The organism is Alterileibacterium massiliense (assembly GCF_900104645.1).
GTDB classification, from domain to species: domain Bacteria; phylum Bacillota; class Clostridia; order Peptostreptococcales; family Anaerovoracaceae; genus Alterileibacterium; species Alterileibacterium massiliense.
Genome location: NZ_FNWE01000002.1, coordinates 128,408 through 149,156, shown reverse-complemented (window position 1 = coordinate 149,156; position 20,749 = coordinate 128,408). Strand labels below are relative to the sequence as shown.

21 protein-coding genes and 1 tRNA gene are annotated in these 20,749 nt (G+C 35.0%); 19 read left to right on the top strand and 3 right to left on the bottom strand.

Features of this window, described 5'->3' with window-relative positions:
* The first annotated feature begins 81 nt into the window (after positions 1 to 81).
* The 11 genes from rpsF (at position 82) to BQ5371_RS02470 (ending at position 8,492) form a co-directional block, all read left to right on the top strand.
* Positions 82 to 369: a 30S ribosomal protein S6 gene (gene rpsF, locus BQ5371_RS02520; RefSeq protein ID WP_071132377.1), complete on the top strand. Its 288-nt coding sequence runs from the start codon at positions 82 to 84 to the stop codon at positions 367 to 369.
* A gap of 10 nt (positions 370 to 379) precedes the next feature.
* Positions 380 to 823, top strand: coding sequence for a single-stranded DNA-binding protein (locus tag BQ5371_RS02515; protein ID WP_071132376.1), 444 nt, complete (start codon positions 380 to 382; stop codon positions 821 to 823).
* A gap of 41 nt (positions 824 to 864) precedes the next feature.
* On the top strand, positions 865 to 1,101 hold the full coding sequence (gene rpsR / locus BQ5371_RS02510) for a 30S ribosomal protein S18 (protein ID WP_071132375.1): 237 nt from the start codon (positions 865 to 867) through the stop codon (positions 1,099 to 1,101).
* Between the two features lie 112 nt (positions 1,102 to 1,213).
* Complete coding sequence (locus tag BQ5371_RS02505; RefSeq protein WP_071132374.1) at positions 1,214 to 1,843, top strand: cyclodeaminase/cyclohydrolase family protein; 630 nt, start codon at positions 1,214 to 1,216, stop codon at positions 1,841 to 1,843.
* Between the two features lie 105 nt (positions 1,844 to 1,948).
* Positions 1,949 to 2,024 (top strand) — tRNA-Arg (locus tag BQ5371_RS02500).
* Positions 2,025 to 2,218: 194 nt separating this feature from the next.
* Positions 2,219 to 2,857, top strand: a complete 639-nt coding sequence (locus tag BQ5371_RS02495; RefSeq protein ID WP_071132373.1) for a C40 family peptidase — start codon at positions 2,219 to 2,221, stop codon at positions 2,855 to 2,857.
* Between the two features lie 255 nt (positions 2,858 to 3,112).
* Positions 3,113 to 4,480, top strand: a complete 1,368-nt coding sequence (locus BQ5371_RS02490; protein ID WP_071132372.1) for an acetyl-CoA hydrolase/transferase family protein — start codon at positions 3,113 to 3,115, stop codon at positions 4,478 to 4,480.
* Between the two features lie 46 nt (positions 4,481 to 4,526).
* Positions 4,527 to 5,897 (top strand): sodium-dependent transporter, encoded by a 1,371-nt coding sequence (locus BQ5371_RS02485; RefSeq protein WP_071132371.1) that lies wholly within the window; start codon positions 4,527 to 4,529, stop codon positions 5,895 to 5,897.
* 261 nt (positions 5,898 to 6,158) lie between these two features.
* Complete coding sequence (locus tag BQ5371_RS02480) at positions 6,159 to 7,028, top strand: hypothetical protein (RefSeq protein WP_135354784.1); 870 nt, start codon at positions 6,159 to 6,161, stop codon at positions 7,026 to 7,028.
* A gap of 110 nt (positions 7,029 to 7,138) precedes the next feature.
* Entirely contained in the window at positions 7,139 to 7,708 is a 570-nt protein-coding gene (locus BQ5371_RS02475) for a phosphatase PAP2 family protein (protein ID WP_071132369.1), read from the top strand.
* A gap of 52 nt (positions 7,709 to 7,760) precedes the next feature.
* Positions 7,761 to 8,492 (top strand): uracil-DNA glycosylase, encoded by a 732-nt coding sequence (locus BQ5371_RS02470; RefSeq protein ID WP_071132368.1) that lies wholly within the window; start codon positions 7,761 to 7,763, stop codon positions 8,490 to 8,492.
* Between the two features lie 51 nt (positions 8,493 to 8,543).
* Here BQ5371_RS02470 and BQ5371_RS02465 read toward each other — a convergent pair whose 3' ends face one another.
* Entirely contained in the window at positions 8,544 to 9,563 is a 1,020-nt protein-coding gene (locus BQ5371_RS02465; RefSeq protein ID WP_071132367.1) for a hypothetical protein, read from the bottom strand.
* Positions 9,564 to 9,574: 11 nt separating this feature from the next.
* Positions 9,575 to 10,459 (bottom strand): DUF2156 domain-containing protein, encoded by an 885-nt coding sequence (locus BQ5371_RS02460; RefSeq protein ID WP_071132366.1) that lies wholly within the window; start codon positions 10,457 to 10,459, stop codon positions 9,575 to 9,577.
* A 216-nt stretch (positions 10,460 to 10,675) separates the two neighbouring features.
* Here BQ5371_RS02460 and BQ5371_RS02455 point away from each other — a divergent pair, with 216 nt between their 5' ends.
* Together BQ5371_RS02455 and BQ5371_RS02450 are read left to right on the top strand one after the other, a co-directional pair.
* Positions 10,676 to 10,888 carry a DUF1858 domain-containing protein gene (locus tag BQ5371_RS02455; protein WP_071132365.1) on the top strand — a complete coding sequence of 71 codons (213 nt, stop codon included), beginning with the start codon at positions 10,676 to 10,678 and terminating at the stop codon, positions 10,886 to 10,888.
* A gap of 295 nt (positions 10,889 to 11,183) precedes the next feature.
* Positions 11,184 to 11,813 (top strand): hypothetical protein, encoded by a 630-nt coding sequence (locus BQ5371_RS02450; protein ID WP_071132364.1) that lies wholly within the window; start codon positions 11,184 to 11,186, stop codon positions 11,811 to 11,813.
* Positions 11,814 to 11,846: 33 nt separating this feature from the next.
* Here BQ5371_RS02450 and BQ5371_RS02445 read toward each other — a convergent pair whose 3' ends face one another.
* Positions 11,847 to 12,506 (bottom strand): histidine phosphatase family protein, encoded by a 660-nt coding sequence (locus tag BQ5371_RS02445; RefSeq protein WP_071132363.1) that lies wholly within the window; start codon positions 12,504 to 12,506, stop codon positions 11,847 to 11,849.
* Positions 12,507 to 12,698: 192 nt separating this feature from the next.
* Here BQ5371_RS02445 and BQ5371_RS02440 point away from each other — a divergent pair, with 192 nt between their 5' ends.
* The 6 genes from BQ5371_RS02440 to folK all read left to right on the top strand — a co-directional run bounded on the left by BQ5371_RS02440 (position 12,699) and on the right by folK (position 20,745).
* Positions 12,699 to 14,018 carry a bifunctional folylpolyglutamate synthase/dihydrofolate synthase gene (locus BQ5371_RS02440; protein ID WP_071132362.1) on the top strand — a complete coding sequence of 440 codons (1,320 nt, stop codon included), beginning with the start codon at positions 12,699 to 12,701 and terminating at the stop codon, positions 14,016 to 14,018.
* Between the two features lie 133 nt (positions 14,019 to 14,151).
* Positions 14,152 to 14,706: a GTP cyclohydrolase I FolE gene (gene folE / locus BQ5371_RS02435; RefSeq protein ID WP_071132361.1), complete on the top strand. Its 555-nt coding sequence runs from the start codon at positions 14,152 to 14,154 to the stop codon at positions 14,704 to 14,706.
* A gap of 215 nt (positions 14,707 to 14,921) precedes the next feature.
* The gene (locus BQ5371_RS02430; protein WP_071132360.1) at positions 14,922 to 18,062 is read left to right on the top strand and encodes a leucine-rich repeat domain-containing protein; all 3,141 of its coding nucleotides are present in this window, start codon (positions 14,922 to 14,924) and stop codon (positions 18,060 to 18,062) included.
* Positions 18,063 to 18,346: 284 nt separating this feature from the next.
* On the top strand, positions 18,347 to 18,862 hold the full coding sequence (locus BQ5371_RS02425; RefSeq protein ID WP_071132359.1) for an HD domain-containing protein: 516 nt from the start codon (positions 18,347 to 18,349) through the stop codon (positions 18,860 to 18,862).
* Between the two features lie 154 nt (positions 18,863 to 19,016).
* A complete protein-coding gene (folP, locus tag BQ5371_RS02420) occupies positions 19,017 to 19,895 on the top strand; it encodes a dihydropteroate synthase (protein ID WP_071132358.1) in 879 nt (292 codons plus the stop codon).
* A 10-nt stretch (positions 19,896 to 19,905) separates the two neighbouring features.
* Positions 19,906 to 20,745, top strand: a complete 840-nt coding sequence (folK, locus tag BQ5371_RS02415; protein WP_071133096.1) for a 2-amino-4-hydroxy-6-hydroxymethyldihydropteridine diphosphokinase — start codon at positions 19,906 to 19,908, stop codon at positions 20,743 to 20,745.
* The last annotated feature ends 4 nt before the right edge of the window (positions 20,746 to 20,749 follow it).

Sequence of the window (20,749 nt, the reverse complement as noted above, 5' to 3'; positions counted from 1 at the left end):
TTCCGTGACATAATAGCCATTCTAATATGAGAGTGGAATCCTACACCGAGAGGTGTCATAAGGCCATAGGAGGTGAAACAAATGAAAAATTATGAAGTCTTATTTATTCTCGACCCAGTTATGGACGATTCAGAGAAGAATGCCATGATTGAAAGAGTTAAGGAAATCATTAACGATGGTGGAGAAGCAGGCGAAGTTGATATTTGGGGAAATAGAAAGCTTGCTTATGAAATCAACAAGAAAAAAGATGGTTTCTATGTGCTTATTCAGTTTAAAGCAAATGCAGATATGCCTAAGGAGCTTGATAGAAGACTTAGAATTTCTGACAGCATTATGAGACATATTATCGTTTGCAAGGACGAACAATAGGAGATTTGTGATGAATAGCGTAATACTAATAGGAAGATTAACAAGGGATCCAGAGGTAAGGTATACTTCGTCACAGATGGCAGTGTGCCATTTTACCATTGCAGTTGATCGCCCAAGGTCCCAAAATAGGGATCAATCAGCAGACTTCCTAAGAATAACGGTATTTGGTAAACAAGCAGAGAACTGCGGTCGTTACCTTGCAAAGGGAAGACAGGTAGGCGTTCAGGGAAGAATTCAGACCGGTAGCTATAAGAATCGTGACGGTCAGACGGTTTACACGACAGATGTTATAGCTAACAGCGTGGAATTTCTAGGCGGAGGACAAAATGGAGCAGGTAGAGATGGCGACAAGTCAAATTTTGCCGGCTCAAATGACGGTTTTGGTTACTCAATGCCTGATGACATGGATTTACCTGAAGAATTTGAAACAACTGAAGACGATATTCCATTTTAACCAAAAAATACTGAAGAATATCAGCCAGAGAGGAGAGATAAATGGACAATAGCAAGAAGCGTGTAGGCATGAGAAGACGCAAAGTATGCCAATTCTGTGCAGACAAGGACAAGAAAATAGATTATAAAGATGTAGAAACTTTGCAGAAGTATGTAACAGAAAGAGGAAAAATTCTTCCTAGAAGAGTTACTGGAACTTGTGCAATGCACCAGAGAGCTGTTACAAAGGCTATAAAGAGAGCACGCACGGTAGCACTTATGCCATTTGACGCAGAATAATAGATATGAAGCCGGCAAAGAGCCGGCTTTTATTTAGCAAGCATTACTTAAGTGCTTTATAGGAATTTTTAAGCATTATCATGGAGCGTTATTAAAAAGGTATATAGAACAAATGAAAATTGATGAAAAAAAAGAATTTTTAACAGATGAAAAAATAAAAGATTTTATAAAAAAACTTGCTAGTGGCTCGCCTGCTCCCGGTGGAGGTGCTGCGAGTGCTTTAACAGGAGCAGAGGGCGTAGCACTTCTCATCATGGTCACAAATTTCACCATTGGCAGGGACAGATATAGAGAGTTTGAAGAAGATAATTTAATGATGAGAGAAAAGGCGAATGAAATTTTGTCAGAGTTTTTACTTGGAATTGATAAAGATAAGGAAGCATATTACAAACTTTCTGAGGCTTTTAAATTGCCAAAGAATACAGAAGAAGAAAAGAAATTAAGAAGAAATGAAATCTCAAAAGAAGCAATAAGTGCCGGACTAGCCCCACTTCGAATTATGGAAATTGGAGTTAATGGCTTAAAGATAGCAAAAGGTTTGATTAAAAATTCAAATCCTAATCTTATTGATGATGTATATGTAGGGGCGATTCACCTAAAGGCTTCTATTGATGGAGCCGGGCGAAATGTCGATGCCAATATTCCATTTATAGATGATGAAAATAAAGCGGAAGAAATAAAAGAAAAGTGTAAAAAGTATAAAGATGAAGCGGAAATGCTCTCTAAAGATATAATGGCATAGTAGAAATAAATTTCAAACATTGCAAATGAGTATCGCAAATTAGCTTCACACTTGAAAGATAGGCGAACTCATGGTATTATCATAAAGAATTTTTTATAAATATTTGTCTCAGTAGCTCAGGGGATAGAGCACTGCTCTCCTAAAGCAGGTGCCGGAGGTTCGAATCCTCTCTGGGACACCAAGAAGATATGGCAATTGATATAATCTATCAGTTGCCATATTATTTTTGTTGCCTAATTATTTTTTAGAAAATCTTCACATGGAAATATTTATTTTTTGAGATAATCTAACACATAAAAAAGGCAAATAGGCACACTAAGATATTTTTTATTTTGACAGACATAGCTAGTCATTTTGACAGACAGAGATTAATATATGGATTCAATGAAAAAACTAGGTTTAAAGAATGTAATTTTATTAGAAATAACGCTTTTAATAATTCTTTTTAGTGCATTATTTGTCAGCACAGATATTGCTTCAGCGAAAGAGGTTAAGGGTAGCAAGAATGGCACTTCGGTTCAAATTCAGTCGCTTATGCAAAGAGAAGTGGATAGCCTTGACAAGAAGATAGTAGCTCGAGAAATTAAAATTAAGGAAGCTATAGAGAAAAAAGAAAGAGAAACGCAGTTAAAAAGAGAAGAACTTGTAACCTATGCAAAACAGTTCATAGGTAATCCATATGTGCTTGGAGGAAGAAGTCTGACAAATGGCTGTGATTGTGCTTCATATGTGACGCTTATTTATAGGAATTTCGGATACAACTGGCAGTTTGGATCTGTATCTACTCTTTTAAAAAATTGCGGAGGAAGAGAAGTTAGCATTTCAGAGCTTAAAGAGGGAGATATTATCTTTTTCGGAAATCTGGACCATGTCGCAATTTACTCAGGAAATGGGATGATTGTTCATGCTATGGATGAACAACATGGAATAAGGGAAACTAAGCTATTCCCATCAGGAGGCACTCATACATATTCGGGTAAAGGAATCAATACGATAAGAAGAATCTTTGAGTAATAGATAAAAAAGCGAGGATTGTTAATTAAGAAAAACGGTTGATAATTAGCCTGCGGTTTATCATTTGCCGCCGGCTATTAATTTATACAAAACAAACGCCTGTAAAAAAATAACAAAGAATTAGTGTGCAAAACACAAAAATTAATTTTTTTCACAAAAAATATTAAAAAAACTTGATTATTAAACAAATTTATTGTAGAATGTCGACATTCTGAAAAACTTGCAAGTAATCAGAAGGTCAAGAAGGAGGTATTGATGTACGATATTAGCTTGATTCATAGTGAGTACAAGGACAAACTAATTACGGAGGATTTTGCTGCAAATCTCGTCAAGAGTAACTACAGAATGAACTTTGGGCTTGGAACGGGTTGCTCTGTTTATCTCGATAGAGCTCTTGCTAAGAGGATTCAGCAGGACGAATTACTTAGAGGGCTTGAAATCCAGACAGAGATAGCAATTAGAAATGATTATCTTGAAACATATAAGATAAATGCCCCTGTTGACAGAGTTAGATTTTACTCATCTCATTTTTTTAATCAAGACAGGGTAATGCAACAGAATGGTAATTGCTGGTATGTGCCAATCCTATTCAATGAGGAAAATCTTTACTGGGGTCTTGAGGGAAATACCTTTGATATTTGTGCTTTTCAGGTAGCACCAATGGATAAGTATGGAAACTTCAATTTTGGACCAATAAATGCAGACCTTCATGGAATAATTAAAAACTCCAAGATAGTTATAGTCGAAGTTAATGAAAAAATGCCTATCGCACTCGGATATGAATCGCATATTAATATTTCGGACATCAATTACATAATTGAGGGAGAGAATCCTGATCTTGCGACAATAGAGCATAAATCTGCAACCGAAGACGATAAACGAATTTCGGAGTTCATAGTTTCGCAGATAGGAAACAATGCAACTGTTCAGCTGGGAGTTGGAGCACTTCCTAACTGCGTTGGAAGAATGCTTGCCGATTCGGATATAAAGGAAATAGGTGCTCACAGCGAGATGCTTGTTGATGCATATATGGATTTATATAATGCCGGAATTCTCACCAATAATAAAAGAACAGATAAGGGACTTTCTGTCTATACCTTCGCAGGAGGGTCAAAGGAATTATATGACTTTATAGATGACAATCCAATTTGTTGCTCTGCACCGGTGGATTATGTTAATAACCCTGCAAACATAGCGAAAATAGATAATTTCATGTCAATTAACGGTTGCATCGGAATAGACTTATACGGACAGGTTTGTTCAGAAAGCGTAGGATTTCGCAATGTTAGCGGAACGGGAGGACAGCTCGATTTTGTTCAAGGTGCGTTCAGGTCTAAAGGAGGAAAGAGCTTCATTTGTTGTCACTCAACGAGGAAGCTAAAAAATGGACAAAAAGTATCCCTAATTCACCCAACGCTTCCACCAGGTTCAATTGTTACCACGCCAAGGGCTGCGGTTAATTATGTGGTCACAGAATATGGTGCGGTAAATCTCAAGGGAAAATCAACTTGGCAAAGAGCGGAAATGCTCATAAGTATAGCTCATCCCGACTTCAGAGCTGAGCTGATAAAAGAAGCGGAAAAGATGGGAATCTGGAGAAACACAAGTAAAATTACATATTAATTACATTTAAGAAATCAATTAACGAAAATTTATGAGGTAGAACAAAATGACAAAGACAAACGATAACAGAAGCAAGTTTTCCGGCTCGCTAGGATATGTCCTAGCCACAGCAGGTTCTGCAGTCGGTCTTGGTAATATTTGGAGATTTCCATATCTAGCTGCAAAATATGGAGGCGGAGCATTTGTGCTTGTATATATCATACTTGCCTTTACCTTCGGATATACTCTTATGACATCCGAAACAGTGCTTGGTAGAATAACAGGCAAAAGCCCTGTCAGTGCATATAAGACATATAGTAAGTCAGGCTGGTCAAAGGCAGGAGGCTGGATAAATGCTATTGTTCCAATGATTATTCTTCCTTATTATTCAGTAATAGGTGGCTGGGTTATAAAATATCTCGTAACCTATGTTACGGGCAATGTTAAGGCTCCGGCAAAGGACGGATTCTTCGGTTCTTTCATTGGCACTGCGACACAGTCAGAGGGCTGGTTCATAGTATTTGCAGCACTTACATTGATAGTAATACTCTTTGGTGTTGAGAGCGGGGTCGAAAGAGTTTCAAAGATAATGATGCCGGCTTTGGTTGTCCTCGCAATTATTGTTGCTATTTATTCATGTACACGACCTGGAGCAGCTGAGGGAATTAAGTATTTCTTCATACCTAATTTTAAAAACTTCTCAATTATGACGATAGTTGCAGCTATGGGACAGATGTTTTATTCACTTTCTGTAGCCATGGGTATCCTTATTACTTACGGATCTTATATGAAAAAAGATGTTGATGTAGATAAATCAACAAAGAGAGTAATAATATTTGATTCAGGAATAGCAATTCTAGCCGCACTGATGATAATTCCGGCAGTATTTGCATTTTCCGGTGGAGCCCCAGAACAGCTTCAGGCAGGACCTTCTCTCATGTTTGTCATGATACCAAAGGTCTTTGAAAGCATGGGACTTGGACAGATAACAGGAGTACTTTTCTTCTTGCTGGTTCTATTTGCAGCACTTACAAGCTCGATTTCTTTAGCAGAAACAAGTGCAGCGACCTTTGTAGATGAGTTTGGCTGGGATAGAAAAAAGTCTGTTGGATTTGTTCTAGTTATAATGCTTGTCCTAGGCTCACTATCTTCGCTAGGATATAATGTACTAGGCAAGGTAACGATTTTGGGCTTGCAATTCCTTGACTTCTTTGACTTTATTTCTAATTCGATAATGATGCCTATAGCAGCATTTGCAACCTGTATTCTCGTACTAAGGGTAATTGGCAGAGAAAATATCGAAAAAGAAATATCGCTAAGCTCAGATTTCAAGTGGAAGGGAGTCTACGAAACGGTTCTACATTATGTTGCACCAGTTTTTTTACTACTCATATTGCTTAGCTCGATATTGTCATTCTTTGGAATCATTTCGATTTAAGAGCAGATTAAAGGCATAACTAAGCGTATCTTTAGGACTGAATCCTGCATTGCACCAGGCTCAGTCCTTTTGATTTGCACATATAGAGCATATAAGATAACATATTAAAAATAAAAATATCAAGCTGGCATTAAAAAAGGACATATGATAACATTTAACATATCATTGATAAAATGACAGATAAGGCAATGCAAAGTCAGCAAGAATAGAAAAGAAAAGAGAAAAACAGACAAGAGCAAATAAGAGCAGACAAGAATAGACATGAATAGAAAAATAAAGAAGATACGAGGAGGAATGATGATGAACAAGCTTAGCAAAAAAATATTTATAATAACCCTTATTTCAGCGATGATTATTTCACTCACAGCTTGTGCAAATAAGGCGGATAAAAAGCAAGAGAGCACAGATGAAAAAAATAAAAATGAGCTAAAAAAAGCATACTCGGCATATATTGATGTCCTTAAAGAGAATGAAAAAGATATAAAAGGATATGACTGGCAACAGGAAATAAATGGCTCAAGACTAAATTATTTGCCAGACGGAGAGGGCCATGGAGGCATTGATAGGCAGGTAGCTATTTCGGATATTAATGGAGATGAAATCCCTGAACTTTTGTTCATGAAAAAGACGGACAATCAATATGTTGCAGAGCTTTCAATTTATACATATGAGGACGGCAAGGCGAAGGAGATAAAATATTCAATTCCAGACGAATCTGGCGAAATGAAATTTCAAGATGCTCAAGTTGCAGCAGGAACTTCTTATGTAATATATAAGGGAAAAGAGAAAAACACGCTGTACGCATTTAACTCAATAGGAGACATAAATTGGCAGTATAAAATATATAAATTCAATATAAATGGAAGTGAAATGAAGCTTTCTAAGGTAATTAAAGACCGTTTCATAGGAGACTATGGCAAAAGCATAGACGAATATAAGATAGATGGTAAAGATGTTTCCGTATCGGAGGGAGCTAAAGCGTTTAAAGATAGCTTTGATGAACTAGAGAAAAGTCTTATATATAGCGGAAGAGAAGGAGAGGATAAAGACTGCTCAATATGGTTAAAGTTTAAGCCAGACGATGCTATTTCAATGTCTTATGAAGAAGCGATAAAAAAGCTCACAAAATAGACAATATATAAAATATGAAGAAAAATAGAGCTTATATACAAATATAAATAGAGCCAATATAAAAAATCGAAAAGAATTAGAAATAAATAGGAAGTAGCAGGGAGCAAGTATTGGAAAAAATAAGAGTAGTTGACGGGTCATTGCTCATTTGGATTCAAAAGACAATTGTGTATGATCTGATAACGCCGGTAATAAAATTTATAACACACCTAGGTGACAATGGGGCAATATGGATAATCATCACCATATTGCTACTTTTGTTTAAAAAGACAAGGAGAGCAGGCATATATTCTGCACTTGCACTCCTTTCTAGTCTTTTAATAAACAATATAATTTTAAAGAATTTAATTGCGAGGACAAGACCATATGAGATATTTACAGAAGTGCAAAGGCTTATAGAAATACAAAGGGATTTTTCATTTCCTTCGGGTCACAGTGCAAGCTCTTTTGCATCAGCAGTCGCAATCTATCTAGGATTGACAAAAGACTTAAAGAAAAAAATTGGTATTGCACTGATTGTTCTTGCGACATTAATTTCATTTTCTAGGCTCTATGTAGGAGTGCATTATCCGCTCGATGTTTTCGTAGGAATAGCTGACGGGATCCTACTCGCGTTTTTAGTTAGCAAAATTTATGAACACTTTGAAAATAAGAAAAGCATAAAGATAAGGTTAGAATAAGAAAAGTTTACAAATAAGATGAGAATAAGAAAAGCGTTAAAGAGGCATATCGATGATAGAGATAGGTAATGATTGGGACGAAATATTAGAGGAAGAAGTTAAAAAAGATTATTATAAGAATCTTAGGAAGTTTTTAATTGAGGAATATAATACAAAGACGATTTATCCTGATAAGCACGATATATTTAATGCACTAAAAGCGTCTTCCTATAAAGATACTAAGGTTGTTATACTTGGTCAAGATCCATATCATGAAGAGGGGCAGGCACATGGACTTGCTTTTTCCGTTCAAAAGGGCATTAAATGGCCTCCATCGCTTGTCAATATATTTAAAGAACTAGAGCTTGAAACAGGGATTTCGATTTTTACAGACGAGAATAAAAAAAGATTTTCGGGTAAAGAAAAGGCTCATACGGGTGAGAACAATTTAGGAACCTTTGGATGCCTAACGAGATGGGCAGAGCAGGGGGTCTTGCTTTTAAATACAACGCTTACAGTTAGAGATGGGAATGCAGGCTCGCACAGAGGACATGGCTGGGAAGAATTTACGGATTTTATAATCAAAAGCCTAGATAGGAAAGACACACCAACAGTATTTATTCTTTGGGGGAAAAATGCTAGAGAGAAAAAATCTCTTATAAAATCGGGCCATCATTTGATAATTGAGGGAGCACACCCAAGCCCACTTTCTGCATACAGAGGATTTTGGAACGGAGCTTATTTCACGAGAACGAATGAATTTTTAACAAAAAACGCACTCAAGGAGATAGACTGGAAAATTTAGCCTAAGATTGGTCAAAAGTAGGAAGATAGAGTTAAAGTGTCGGACTTAAAATTAGTCAAATGGAAATCCGAGGTATGGCAAATATGATAAATTGTTTTCAGCCTCATCGCCATCATTAGGAATAAAATCAAAATCGCCAAAGATCATACCTTGAACGATTTCATCTGAAAAATTATTTCCACAATATGCAGGCGTTCTATATTCACAGCGTTTAAACCCTAAGGTTTTCGTAATTGCATTTGCAACATCTGCAATTTCTTTTTCTGATATGAGGTGAAAATTTTCTAAGAATCCTGAATTTTCATCAATCTCTCTTGCACTGGAGCTTGATATGCGTACAGCCAAAAGCTCAGAGATAAGGATTTCATCTTCTATAGAAGATTCAGAATATACAGCGATACCCTTTATGCTTTTTTCTACAATTTCAAAATAAAGGAATTTGCTATATCCCGATAAATAAATTAAGGACTTGGCGGAGAGCGATACATGAACGAATGGTTCTAAGTAATGCTCTCTTTTTTTATCATATTCAGAATGAGAAATTTCCGATAGCCTTAAATCCATGCTTTTGTCACTTATTTCTCCTAGAGAGTGATATTTTGAAAAAAAGAATGGCTCATATCCTAGTGGTTTATAAAAATTCACGAGGCTTTTGCTCGCGGGAGAAAGAATTGAAATAGCATCACAATCATCAGAACTATCACTGGAGTTTTTATTAATTTTATTATTATAATTAGTCACATAATCTGAGGCAAAATTGGTTATAGAAGCACCATAACCTTTGCCGCGACATTTTTCATCGGTGCAGATTGCATAACTCACGAAAACCTCTGGAGATTTTTTTTTGCAAGGTATGTGCAAATTACCCATTTTGAAAAGTGTTAAGGCTGAAAGAACATCATTTTTATTATCAGATTTATTATCAGAATCGGTAAGAGTAAAGCATTTTATATCATCGGAAAACGCAGTCATAAATTCTAAGATTTCCTCTTTGCTATCTCCAAAAGTTTTACTCCAAAGCATTAGAAATGAATTATTTTCGGAAGGCTTTAATTCGTGAATATCTATCATCTATATCTCCATTATTTTTCTGTTACTGTATATTTCATCAGCAAAATATCCGGGCGGTAGCTTTCCTTTGCACGACGGAGCCCCTCTATTCCCATGTCCTCTTCACGATTGAAATATTGAATGTCAGGCAAAAGCTCTCTTATCATTCTTGCAAATTCACGATTTATCATAGTATAGGCGGCCTCAACAGTTGGAAGGGCTTTTTCAAAATGCGTATCAAAGGTGATTTCATCAAGGCGAGTGCCTGCAGAAAAGGCAACAGGCTTATCAGATTGATAAAGAATCCCCGCATAAAACTCAAGAGCGTCAAAATTGTCAAACATTTCATTTATTGCAACGGATTCATCTTCAAGTTCAGGGTCATCTTTTTCATTATAAAAAGTATTTACAAAATCCCTAGCCTCTTTTAGATTATCAGAAGTTATCCTTTTAAAATACCAATCACCATTTCTTTCAAAGTGCTTTATATGATTTCTTTTCGAGCTGAGATGTCTACCTCTTAGCTCGCATAATTTTTCTGTCTTATATACATAATCGGCATTATCTCTATCTTCCTTTATAGAAAAAGAGTCTCCATATATCTCTTTAAGCTCATCCAAAATCATAGGAGTAAGTCCACGCATTTCAAATTTGTGTCCTCTCTCGTGTGCATCTTCCCTCATAAGCTCAATGGTTTCTTTTAAAGGTCCATCGCCCTTTGGGAAGGCATATAGTCCGCCTGAATGGGGCATATATATTACAATTCTATTATTTATAAAATTTATCAGTGGCTTATATGTATGACGCCAAATATAAAGGTTGGCAAAAGAATAGTCTGCACCATGACACCCGCTTGCACAGATGAGAGAATCGACCAACGGCTTGTCTTCGAGCTTTACTTCTCTAAAATCTATCATTAAATATTCCTTTCTTAGATAATTAATCTATATTTATTATAACATCTTATAAGTTCTTGTAAACAAAGCAATGTGTTAATTAAAAGTTGAGAGATAGGGATTAGGTGAAGATAGGTAAAAAGGTATTGATTTTATATAATGCTAATGATAAATTAAAAACGAGTAGAGATATACGAATGTTCAGACTTTGGGCATTATAAGATAAGGAGGATTAAAATGGCAGAAGGAGTAAAAGAAATTACCAAGGATATGATTATAAGCGATGTAATCAATGCTAATCCTGAACTGATAAGGACATTTTTTGAGCATGGAATGATGTGCATCGGTTGCCCTGCATCACAGGGAGAGTCAATTGAGCAGGCCTCATCGGTTCATGGAATTGATACGGACGATTTGATTAAGGCTCTCAATGAAGCACTAAAGGCTTAGTGGCAAGTTTTAAAAATTGTAGTTACGAAAGCTAAAAAATATTTATAAATTAAAATATAAAGGAAAAGAGAGCTTAATAAGCCTTGAAAGCGATGCCGTGTGCATCGCTTTATATTTATTGATATTGGGTACTATTGAAATACTTTAAAAAGCTATAAACTATAAAGCTATATAACCTGAAAGACCTATAAGTCTCTAAAACATAACAGCGAACTATAACAAACAGAAGTACACAAAAGCGAACAAATAGCAATATATTAAAGATATTTTTTATAAATGGATAACGAACTTGCAGATGATAAAAATTAAAGAGCTAAAACATTTTAATATAGGAGAATCGTATGGGGGAAATCAAGATTGGTTTCGCTCATATATGATGAGACTAGGTGGCTGCGGAGCCGAAACTGCTTGCGATCTAAGTATTTACCTGAAAAAATACAAGGGAATAGAGAAAGCCTGCGAGCTTTTCATAGATAATATAACTCGCCAAGATTATGTAGATTTCGCTCATGAGATGAAAAAATATCTATGGCCTAGGCTGACAGGGATTGACAAGGCAAGCATTTGGATTGAGGGATATGCTAATTATCTTGAGAATAAAGGCGTCAATTCCATAAAGATGAGAGAGTTTTCGGGAGAAGAAGCATATAAAGATGCGAGTCATGTATTAAAGAATCAAATAGATAGAGGTTTTCCAATCCCTAATCTAACCTTAAGACATAGAGATAAAGTATTTGACGAGTACAATTGGCACTGGTTTCTAATCAATGGGTATAAGATAGAAGATGACAAAAATGGAAATGAAAAGATATTCGTAAAGGCAGTGACATATAGTGAGTATGAATGGCTTGATTTTGAAAAACTTTGGAACACAGGAAATGAAAAGAGAGGCGGACTTGTTCTCGTTGACATAAGAGAGACATAAGAAAGACATAATCTAGAGATTTAATAAAAATCGTTATTTAGTCCATTTGTGCATATCAGCCTCGAGGTTACCGTCCAAATCATATGCTCCAATCAGTTTGTATTCTTGATTTGAAAGCTGTACTTCAAAAAGACTGCAATTTGAAGCTGGAGGAGTCCAGAAATCATCATAGTCAAGCTCAAGCAGTTTTTTAAGAATCGAGTGCATAACGGTGCCGTGACTTGTAATCAGAATAGAAAAATCATTATCATCTTTAGCGGAATATTTGAATTTATTAAAATCATCGGAAGTTAAATCGGTAAAAAAAGATGTCAGCCTGCTTTCAAGTTCTTCAAAAGTTTCTCCGCCTTTTGCTGGGATATAGTCTTTAGGAGAGTCAAAGAAATTCGACTGAGGAAATGGAAGAGACCTATAATTAAGTCCTTCGATTTCGCCAAAACAGAGTTCGGCAAGCCTTTCGTCTATTATAAATTCAGAACGATTTACGCCACTTACTATCTCTGTTGTTTGGATTGCACGCTCTAGAGGGCTTGTAAAAATTACATCAAAAGAGAGACCGCTTTTAATTACAGAATCTCTTCTATTCTCAGCCTGAGCTACCCCCTCTTCATTTATTGGAATATCAAGCCTACCCTGAATAAGCTTTGCCTTGTTCATATCCGTCTGTGCGTGCCTTAGTATATATACTTTCAAAAACCAACCTCACAAAAATTAACTGAAATTAACAAAAATTAACAAATCGTGTAATTATAACATAAAGCCAGAAGAATTGAAAAAAATAGATATAAAATATATAATTAAGTCCCAAATCAGATTTCAAGAGGCTAGCGTTAATAAGAAGATTTAAGATTATTTTGGTATATAAAAAGGAGTAAGCCAAGCAAGATGAATTTTTTAGAGGCATCTAAATATCTTGATAACTTACCTTCGTTTACAGCGAAGGGTGTTAGGGACGGCAAAATCTCTTATAATCTCCTTGCGATAAGAGAACTTCTGAAAAGGCTTGGAAATCCTAGTCATGGAATGAAGATAGTTCACATTGCTGGAACGAATGGCAAAGGTTCTACCGCAATATATCTCTCTAATATTCTTGAAGCGGGAGGATATAGGATAGGAGTTTTCTCATCTCCTGAATTGGTAAGCTTTGATGAGCAAATAAAAATTAATGGCGAGATTATTCCAAATGGAGACACAGCTAGAATAATAAGCCAGATTAAAGAAATTTCTTTAGAAATGGCAAAGGAGAATTTGCCTTGCCTATCAAAGTTTGAAATAATCTTTGCTACAGCACTTCAATATTTTAAGGAAGAAAAATGCGAAGCTGTCATACTGGAGTGCGGACTTGGCGGGACAAATGATGCGACAAATGCTATAGGCACCCCGATGCTTTCACTTATAACGGATATTGATTTTGACCATACAGCCCTGCTTGGAAATACACTTAGAGAAATAGCAGGTCATAAGGCCGGAATAATAAAAAGCAAAGGCAAGGCTTTGGCGATAGCTGGTTCAAATGAAGTTGAAGAAGTTTTAAGAAAAAGAGCTAAAGAGGTAGATGCCGAGCTTGAATTTGTGGATATAAGTTCATACTGCTCTAGTATAAAAAGAGAAAAAAATATGAGTGGGCAGAGCTTTGAAGTTAAGGACATAGATGGGAGAATTTATACTAAGATGCTCGGCGGATACCAGATAAGAAATGCTGGACTTGCAATAAGGGCATCAAAAGAGCTCGTAAAAAATGGATTTGAACTTAGTGACGACGACATAAAATGCGGAATATCAAAGGCAATAAATCCTTGTAGGTTCGAGCTTATTTCTAAAAATCCATATATAATAATAGACGGAGCACATAATTTAGGCGGGGTAAAAGAGCTGACAAAGAGTCTTGGATCGATTTTTTCTGGTGAAAAACTTATATTTATTTCGGGGATACTTCGAGACAAGGAATATATGAAGATGCTTAAAACAATTTTGCCATATGCCCAATTTTTATATGCTGTTAAGCCGGAATCGGAAAGGGCACTTGAGGCAGAAAAACTTGCAGAAAAAGCTTTAGAAATTGGAATAAAAGCAGTGGCTTGCGAATCATATGAAGAAGCAATTGATAGTGCGATTTCAAAGGCTAATGGAAAGCCAATCTGTATATTTGGCTCGCTATATTTTGCAGGAAGAATTAGGGAATTGATAATATCGGGGAAAGCATAACGCGATATGAGATATATTAAATAACAAAGATAGACAAAAGAGATAGAGAAGATTGATGAGCAAAGGCTTGATAAAAGCATATAGAAAAAGCCTGATGAGCAATGGCAGACGATAAAAAGGTGGATAAGAAAAGATGAACAAAGATAAAATGGAAAAAGCGGTAAAAATGCTACTTGAAGCAATAGGAGAAGACCCCGATAGAGAGGGGTTAAAGGAAACACCACAAAGGGTCAGCAGAATGTATGAGGAAATCCTCGGAGAAATGAATTCCGACGGAAGCGAACATTTGGCAAAGACCTTTAAGGTAGAGAAAAGTGAAATGGTAATAGAAAAAGACATACACTTCTATTCCCTCTGCGAACACCATATGCTTCCATTCTTTGGGAATGCTTACATTGCTTATCTTCCGCACGAGAGAGTATTCGGACTATCTAAGCTTGCTAGGCTCGTACAAACTTTTGCGAGAAGGCTTCAGATACAGGAGAATATGACGGAGCAAATAGCAGAGGCTATAGATGAGAATATTGATAATGACGGTGTGCTTGTAATAACTGAAGCAGAGCACCTTTGCATGGAGATGAGGGGAATAAAAGCAAGAGGATCTAAGACAATCTGCCTTGCATCTCGAGGAAAATTTAAGACGGACGACAAACTAAGAGAGCAGGCAATGAGGATGATGGGGATTTAGATAATAAAAAGCAATAATACATAAGGTGATAAAAGGGCGATAGCAAAAATATCGTCCTTTTTTCTATTTTCTATTTATATTTTTAATATATTATTGCAGTTGATAAACAAAAAATTAAGGGTAAATAATTTTAATAAGTTGACACATTAAGTTAGTTTATGCTAACATATTTTTCGTTATTAAAGACTAAAAATATAGAGAAAAGAGGAAGAAAAATGAGGGTAACTTTTAAACGAATTATTACTATATTCTTCTGCTTACTTATGGCTTTACAAATCGTTAGTATACCAACGATTTTCGCTTTAGAAGCAGAATCTTCAGTACCTAGTCCAACAGAAACAAAGGAAGATATGTTTATTATTAAAGACGGAACTCTTATCGCATATAAAGGAGAAGATAGGGAAGTTGTTATTCCAAATACAGTTAAAAAAATTGGTTCAGGTGCCTTTAAATCAAATGGCAGGATTACAAAAGTTGTTATTCCTGATACGGTAGAGGAGATTGGGGAAAGTGCATTTGAAGATTGCAAGCAACTTGGATATGTCAAAATGAGCAATAAGACAAAAGAAATTGGCATAAATGCTTTCCGTAAATGCAAGCTTTTAAATAATATTGAGCTTCCCGTAGGACTTAAGGAAATATCCAAGGGAGCTTTTGAAGATTCAGGATTAGAAGTTGTAAAAATGCCGTCTACCTTAAAAACATTGGGCGAGGGGGCTTTTAAGTATTCTGGAAATCTAAAAATTTTAGAACTTAATGATGGCTTGGAAAGAATAGGAAAAGAAATTTTGACAACCTGTTATAAAATTCAAGGCTTGCGTATTCCTTCCAGTGTAAAAAAGATAGAGGGTCCTCTTACGACAGATATGGGTTCTGATTGGAAGTGGCTTTTAGTGGAAAATGACGATATTGAAATTGCTGGCATGGATAGCTATCCTAAATTACTTACGGAGCAATGGGCACAAATAACATACTACGGTGGAGAACCGTCAACATTAAAAACAATTTATGACAAAAATAAAACTGCGAGCTCTAAAGTGATATTTAAAAATAAGGTTGAATTTAATAATATTACCACTTTTGAGTTTAAAGAAAAAGAAATTGTACTTAGGGCAGGTGAAGAAAAGAAATTAGAACTAAACATTGTGCCGAAAGAGGCAATTGATAATAGAGTGCACTATTTATCAAGCAATAAAGATATTGTATCAGTAAATAGCAAGGGAGAAATCAAAGCTAATAAAAGTGGCGAAGCTCTTATTTATGCTATGGATTTATTTGGACATAAAGCAACTTTAAAGGTAATTGTTGAATTATCGGAAGATGAAATTTATAAAATAGATGAGAATGGTGTATTAATAGGGTATTACGGACATGATACGATAATTAATATACCTGATAAGGTCAAGGAAATTTCATCACAAGCATTTAAGGAAGATTTAAAAATCACAAAAGTAATTATAGGTAAAAATGTTAAGAAAATTCACGATGACGCATTTAGTAATTGCAAAAATTTAAGCGAAGTAGATATGAAGCATACGCAAAGTTTACAATTGATTGGTGATAATGCGTTTAAAAAATGCGAAAATCTAGAATATATTACAATTCCTAAATCTGTTGAAAAGCTTGGGTCTTCCGCTTTTCAAAATTGCAAAAAATTAAAAAAGGTCAGTATAGACTCAAGTAGCAAATTAAATAAAATAAATGAAAACACATTTAATGGTTGTGTGTCGATGCAAGAATTTGAAGTGCCCCAAAACTGTACATATATTGGTAATAGTGCCTTTGCTAACACTACTGCAATGAATAAATTTGTTTTTAGTGGAAATAAGATTACAGAAATCGGAGAGCGTGCTTTTGAAAAAGCAAGCAATTTAAAGAATTTAAATTTACCTGATGGATTAAAAATTGTAGGAGAAAAGGCTTTTGTTTCAATGAAAAAACTAGAGGAAATTAGATTTCCTGCAAGTTTTACAGGAGTAAAAAATGGGAAAGATTTCCCTGCTCTCTTCGATATTGCTGACGCAGAAAACATAGGCAATCTGCGTTCTATAAACATAGATAAGGGCAACCCTATTTATCACTCTTATAAAGGTAGCGTTTATAAGAAAAAATCTTTAGTCTATATTCCAATGGGAATAGAGGAAGCAAACATTGAGGCGGGCACTGAAGTGATAGAAAATTATGTAGCAAATGCACATATGGGATTAAAAAAAGTTATAGCGAAAAAGGGATTAAAGAGAATAGGGAATGGTGCATTTCTTAACTGCTTTGGATTAGAAACGGTAATTTTGCCTGACAGCGTAGAAGAAGTTGGCGAGGCGGCCTTCCTTGGCTGTGAAGAATTGAAGGATTTCAAAATGCCGGAGAATTTGAGGCATATTGGTAAACTAGCTTTTTACGAATTAGAAAATATAGAACAGTTAGTCATTCCAGATAAAGTTACAGAATTGAATGAATATTCAGTAGCAGGACTTGATAATATAAAACATTTTATATTATCTCGTAATCTCAAAAAAGTCGCTAATACGGGAGCAGTTTGGGCTCCGAAAGCAGAGGAACTATATCTTCCCGAAAAGCTAGAAAGCGTAGGATTTCAAGGATTTTCAAGATGGTCTAGCATAAGTCATTTAGAATTACCTAGAGGGTTAAAATCAGTAGGAGGAGAGGGATTTGCACTTTCAGACTCATTGAAATCCGTTTTTATACCTAGCAATATAAAGTTTTCAGATGATATTTTTAAAATTACACAAGGAAGTGAAGATAAGAAGCTTTATGTTTTTACGGATAAAATTAGTGAATCTATTCGCAACCTATCTAAGAAGCGTAATATAGAGGTTATATCGCTTGATTACGATAAAAGAACTAAGAATAATAGAAAAATTGAAATTCAGCAACTGGAAAATATGTTGTCAGAAACAAATCACAAATCTAAATTTACCTTGACTGTAAAAGAGAATAAATCTAAAGGGACAGACATATTTAGTTGCAATATTGAAGGCAAGGAAGATAGCGAAGAAATTAGGCTTAAGGGCAATCTAAAAGCAGTTATAGAACTTCTTCCGACGGAAGAAAAAATAGAATATGATGCGTATATATTTAAAAATGGAAAATATACAAAGCTGGATACTAATAGAGTAGACCGTTTTATTAGAGTTGAATTTAAGGAGTTTGGTACTTTGATTTTGACAGAAAAAGGCAAAAAGCCTTATGCAGAAAATCAAACATCAGTATCAAATCTGGCATCCCCTAGAACAGGAGATTCTATTGATATGAAAAGGATTATAATCATTTATTCAATTTTAATGGCAAGTCTTACACTAGTAATAATAAAGCTAAAATTGATAAAAAACGAATAGATATTACAAGTTTATAGATAATATAATTTTGTAAACCGTAGTAATTATATTGCTTCATTATTATTGCAATTATTGTAGCGGAAATTGCTACGGTTTTACTTTGCAAATAAGTTGTAAAAGTAAATATAGATTAAATTGGAAGAAATGCAATTTGTTTGTTCTTGTTTGAAATATCAATATATTTATTATAAAATTAACCAAACACAGATAATTGAAATAAAATAAAAGCTTTATTTTATAGAAATATCTAAAATATCTATAATAAATAATATCTGGCAAGCATTATGAAAAAAGTCAATACTCAAAAAAATTTAAATAGACATAAACGGATTCTTGAAGATAAGAGGTATCTTAAATGCCTATCTGATATTGAAGAATTAGAGAAAAACAGGATTTTTTGCAAGCACAATTTATCGCATTTTATAAATGTTGCTAGAATTGCAACCATAATCTGGCAGGAAGAAGGCGGAAGAAATAGTTTAAAGAGAGATATTATCTATGCTGCCGGTCTTTTGCACGATATTGGAAGGGCTGAAGAATATACGAAAGGAACGCCCCACGAAGAAGCTGGAGCAATAATTGCAGGAGAGATTCTTCAGAGCTCAGGTTATGAAGATAAAGAAATAGAAATGATAACCCGTGCAATCAGTGCTCACAGAATAAAAGATGATAATGATATTGATTATCTTGGGCAAATAATTTCAAAGGCAGATAAACTATCGAGAGAATGTTTTGCTTGCAGTGCAAGCGATATGTGCAAATGGAGCAAAGAAAAAAAGAATAAAAGCCTTGAATATTAAGCTTAAATAATAATTAATAAAGCAAAAATAAAACGCAAATTAATTAAACAAAAATAAAAAATTAAAATAATAAAGCAAAATAAAATATCAAAAAATTAGCAAAATATAAAATAATATAAAAAAATTTAAAAATTATAAAAAGTAAGAGGGAAAAATGCAAATTGGTAATAAAAATTTTAATTTTAATTCCGGCAAATCGGTAGTTATGGGAATTTTAAATGTAACTCCGGATTCTTTTTCTGACGGAGGGAAATTCTTCAATATCGATGATATGCTGAGGCAGGCGGAGCAGATGGCAAAAGACGGAGTTGATATATTTGATGTAGGTGGAGAATCTACAAGACCTGGAGGAGCACCTGTTTCAGGGGAAGAGGAAAGAGAAAGGGTGCTTCCTGCTATTTCAGAATTAAAGAAAAGATTTGATATTCCAATTTCTGTTGACACATACAGGGCAAAGACAGCAGAGCAAGCTTTGGCTAGAGGAGCCGACCTCATAAATGATGTGTGGGGTCTTAATCATCCAGATGATAAAAATCATGAAATGGCAAGGATAATATCAAAAGAAAGATGTCCTATTATAATAATGCACAATCGAATAAGCATAATCCCCGATGAGCTAATTGAAAAAAAAGCAGAAAAGGGAGCTCTCAGCAAGTATCCATCGGCTTACATTGAAAAGATTATAGATGAGCAAAAATTTTCAATAGATATTGCAAAAGAAGCGGGAGTAGAAGATGATAAGATAATAATCGACCCAGGAATTGGATTTGCAAAAAGCCTTGATGGAAATATCCATGCTATGAATAATGCTGAGCATTTCACAAGCCTCGGTTATCCTGTTCTTCTAGGAATATCAAGGAAATCCATAATAGGAAAGAGCCTAGCTTTGTCCATAGATGAAAGAGAGGAAGCGACTATCGCACTCAATATAATTGGTAGAATGAAAGGGCATCATATTTTCAGAGTACATGATGTTAAGGCTAATAGAAGAGCACTTGATATGTGCGATGTAATTTTAAACGATGAAAGGTGAAAATTCTATTATGGATAAAATCTACATTGAAGAACTTGAGTGTTTTGGGTATCACGGAGTACTTGCAGAAGAAAAAAAGCTAGGGCAAAAGTTTATCATTTCAGCGACACTCTATCTTGATACAAGCGAAGCAAAGAACGAAGATGATTGCGATTTTACGGTCAATTATGCTTTGGTTTGCCAAGATATAGAGGAAATTGTATCTGGAAAAACTTTTAATTTAATAGAAACCTTAGCTAGCAAAATTGCAGAAACCATTATTCTCAAATATAATAGAATAGTAAAAATAGAAATAAGAGTAGATAAACCAAATGCACCAATAAATTATTCATTTAAGAGCGTGGCGGTATCGACCGAAAGGGAATGGCATAAGGCATATATCGCCCTTGGAGCAAATATGGGAAATCCAAAAGCAAATATTGCTGAAGCTCTGACAGTTCTAAGGAAAAGCGAGCACATAAAAAATATTAAAGAGTCAAAGCTCATAAAGACGAGGGCTTATGGGGTTACAAATCAGCCTGACTTTGTTAATGGAGCAATTTATCTAGAAACGATTTTAACACCAGAAGAATTGCTAAGGCTCACATCTAGGGTAGAGATTGATTTAAAAAGGACAAGGGAAATCCACTGGGGACCAAGGACAATAGACCTTGATATAATATTCTTCGATGATGAAATTATAAACACTGAAAAATTGGTTATTCCGCATCCAGAAATGCACAGGAGAGATTTTGTACTTGAACCAATCTGCGAACTCAATCCGAACTTCGTTCATCCGGTATACAGAATGAGAGTTATGGATTTGTTAGAAAAGCTGAGAGCTGAAGAAACCTATTATCGAACCTGTTGAAATA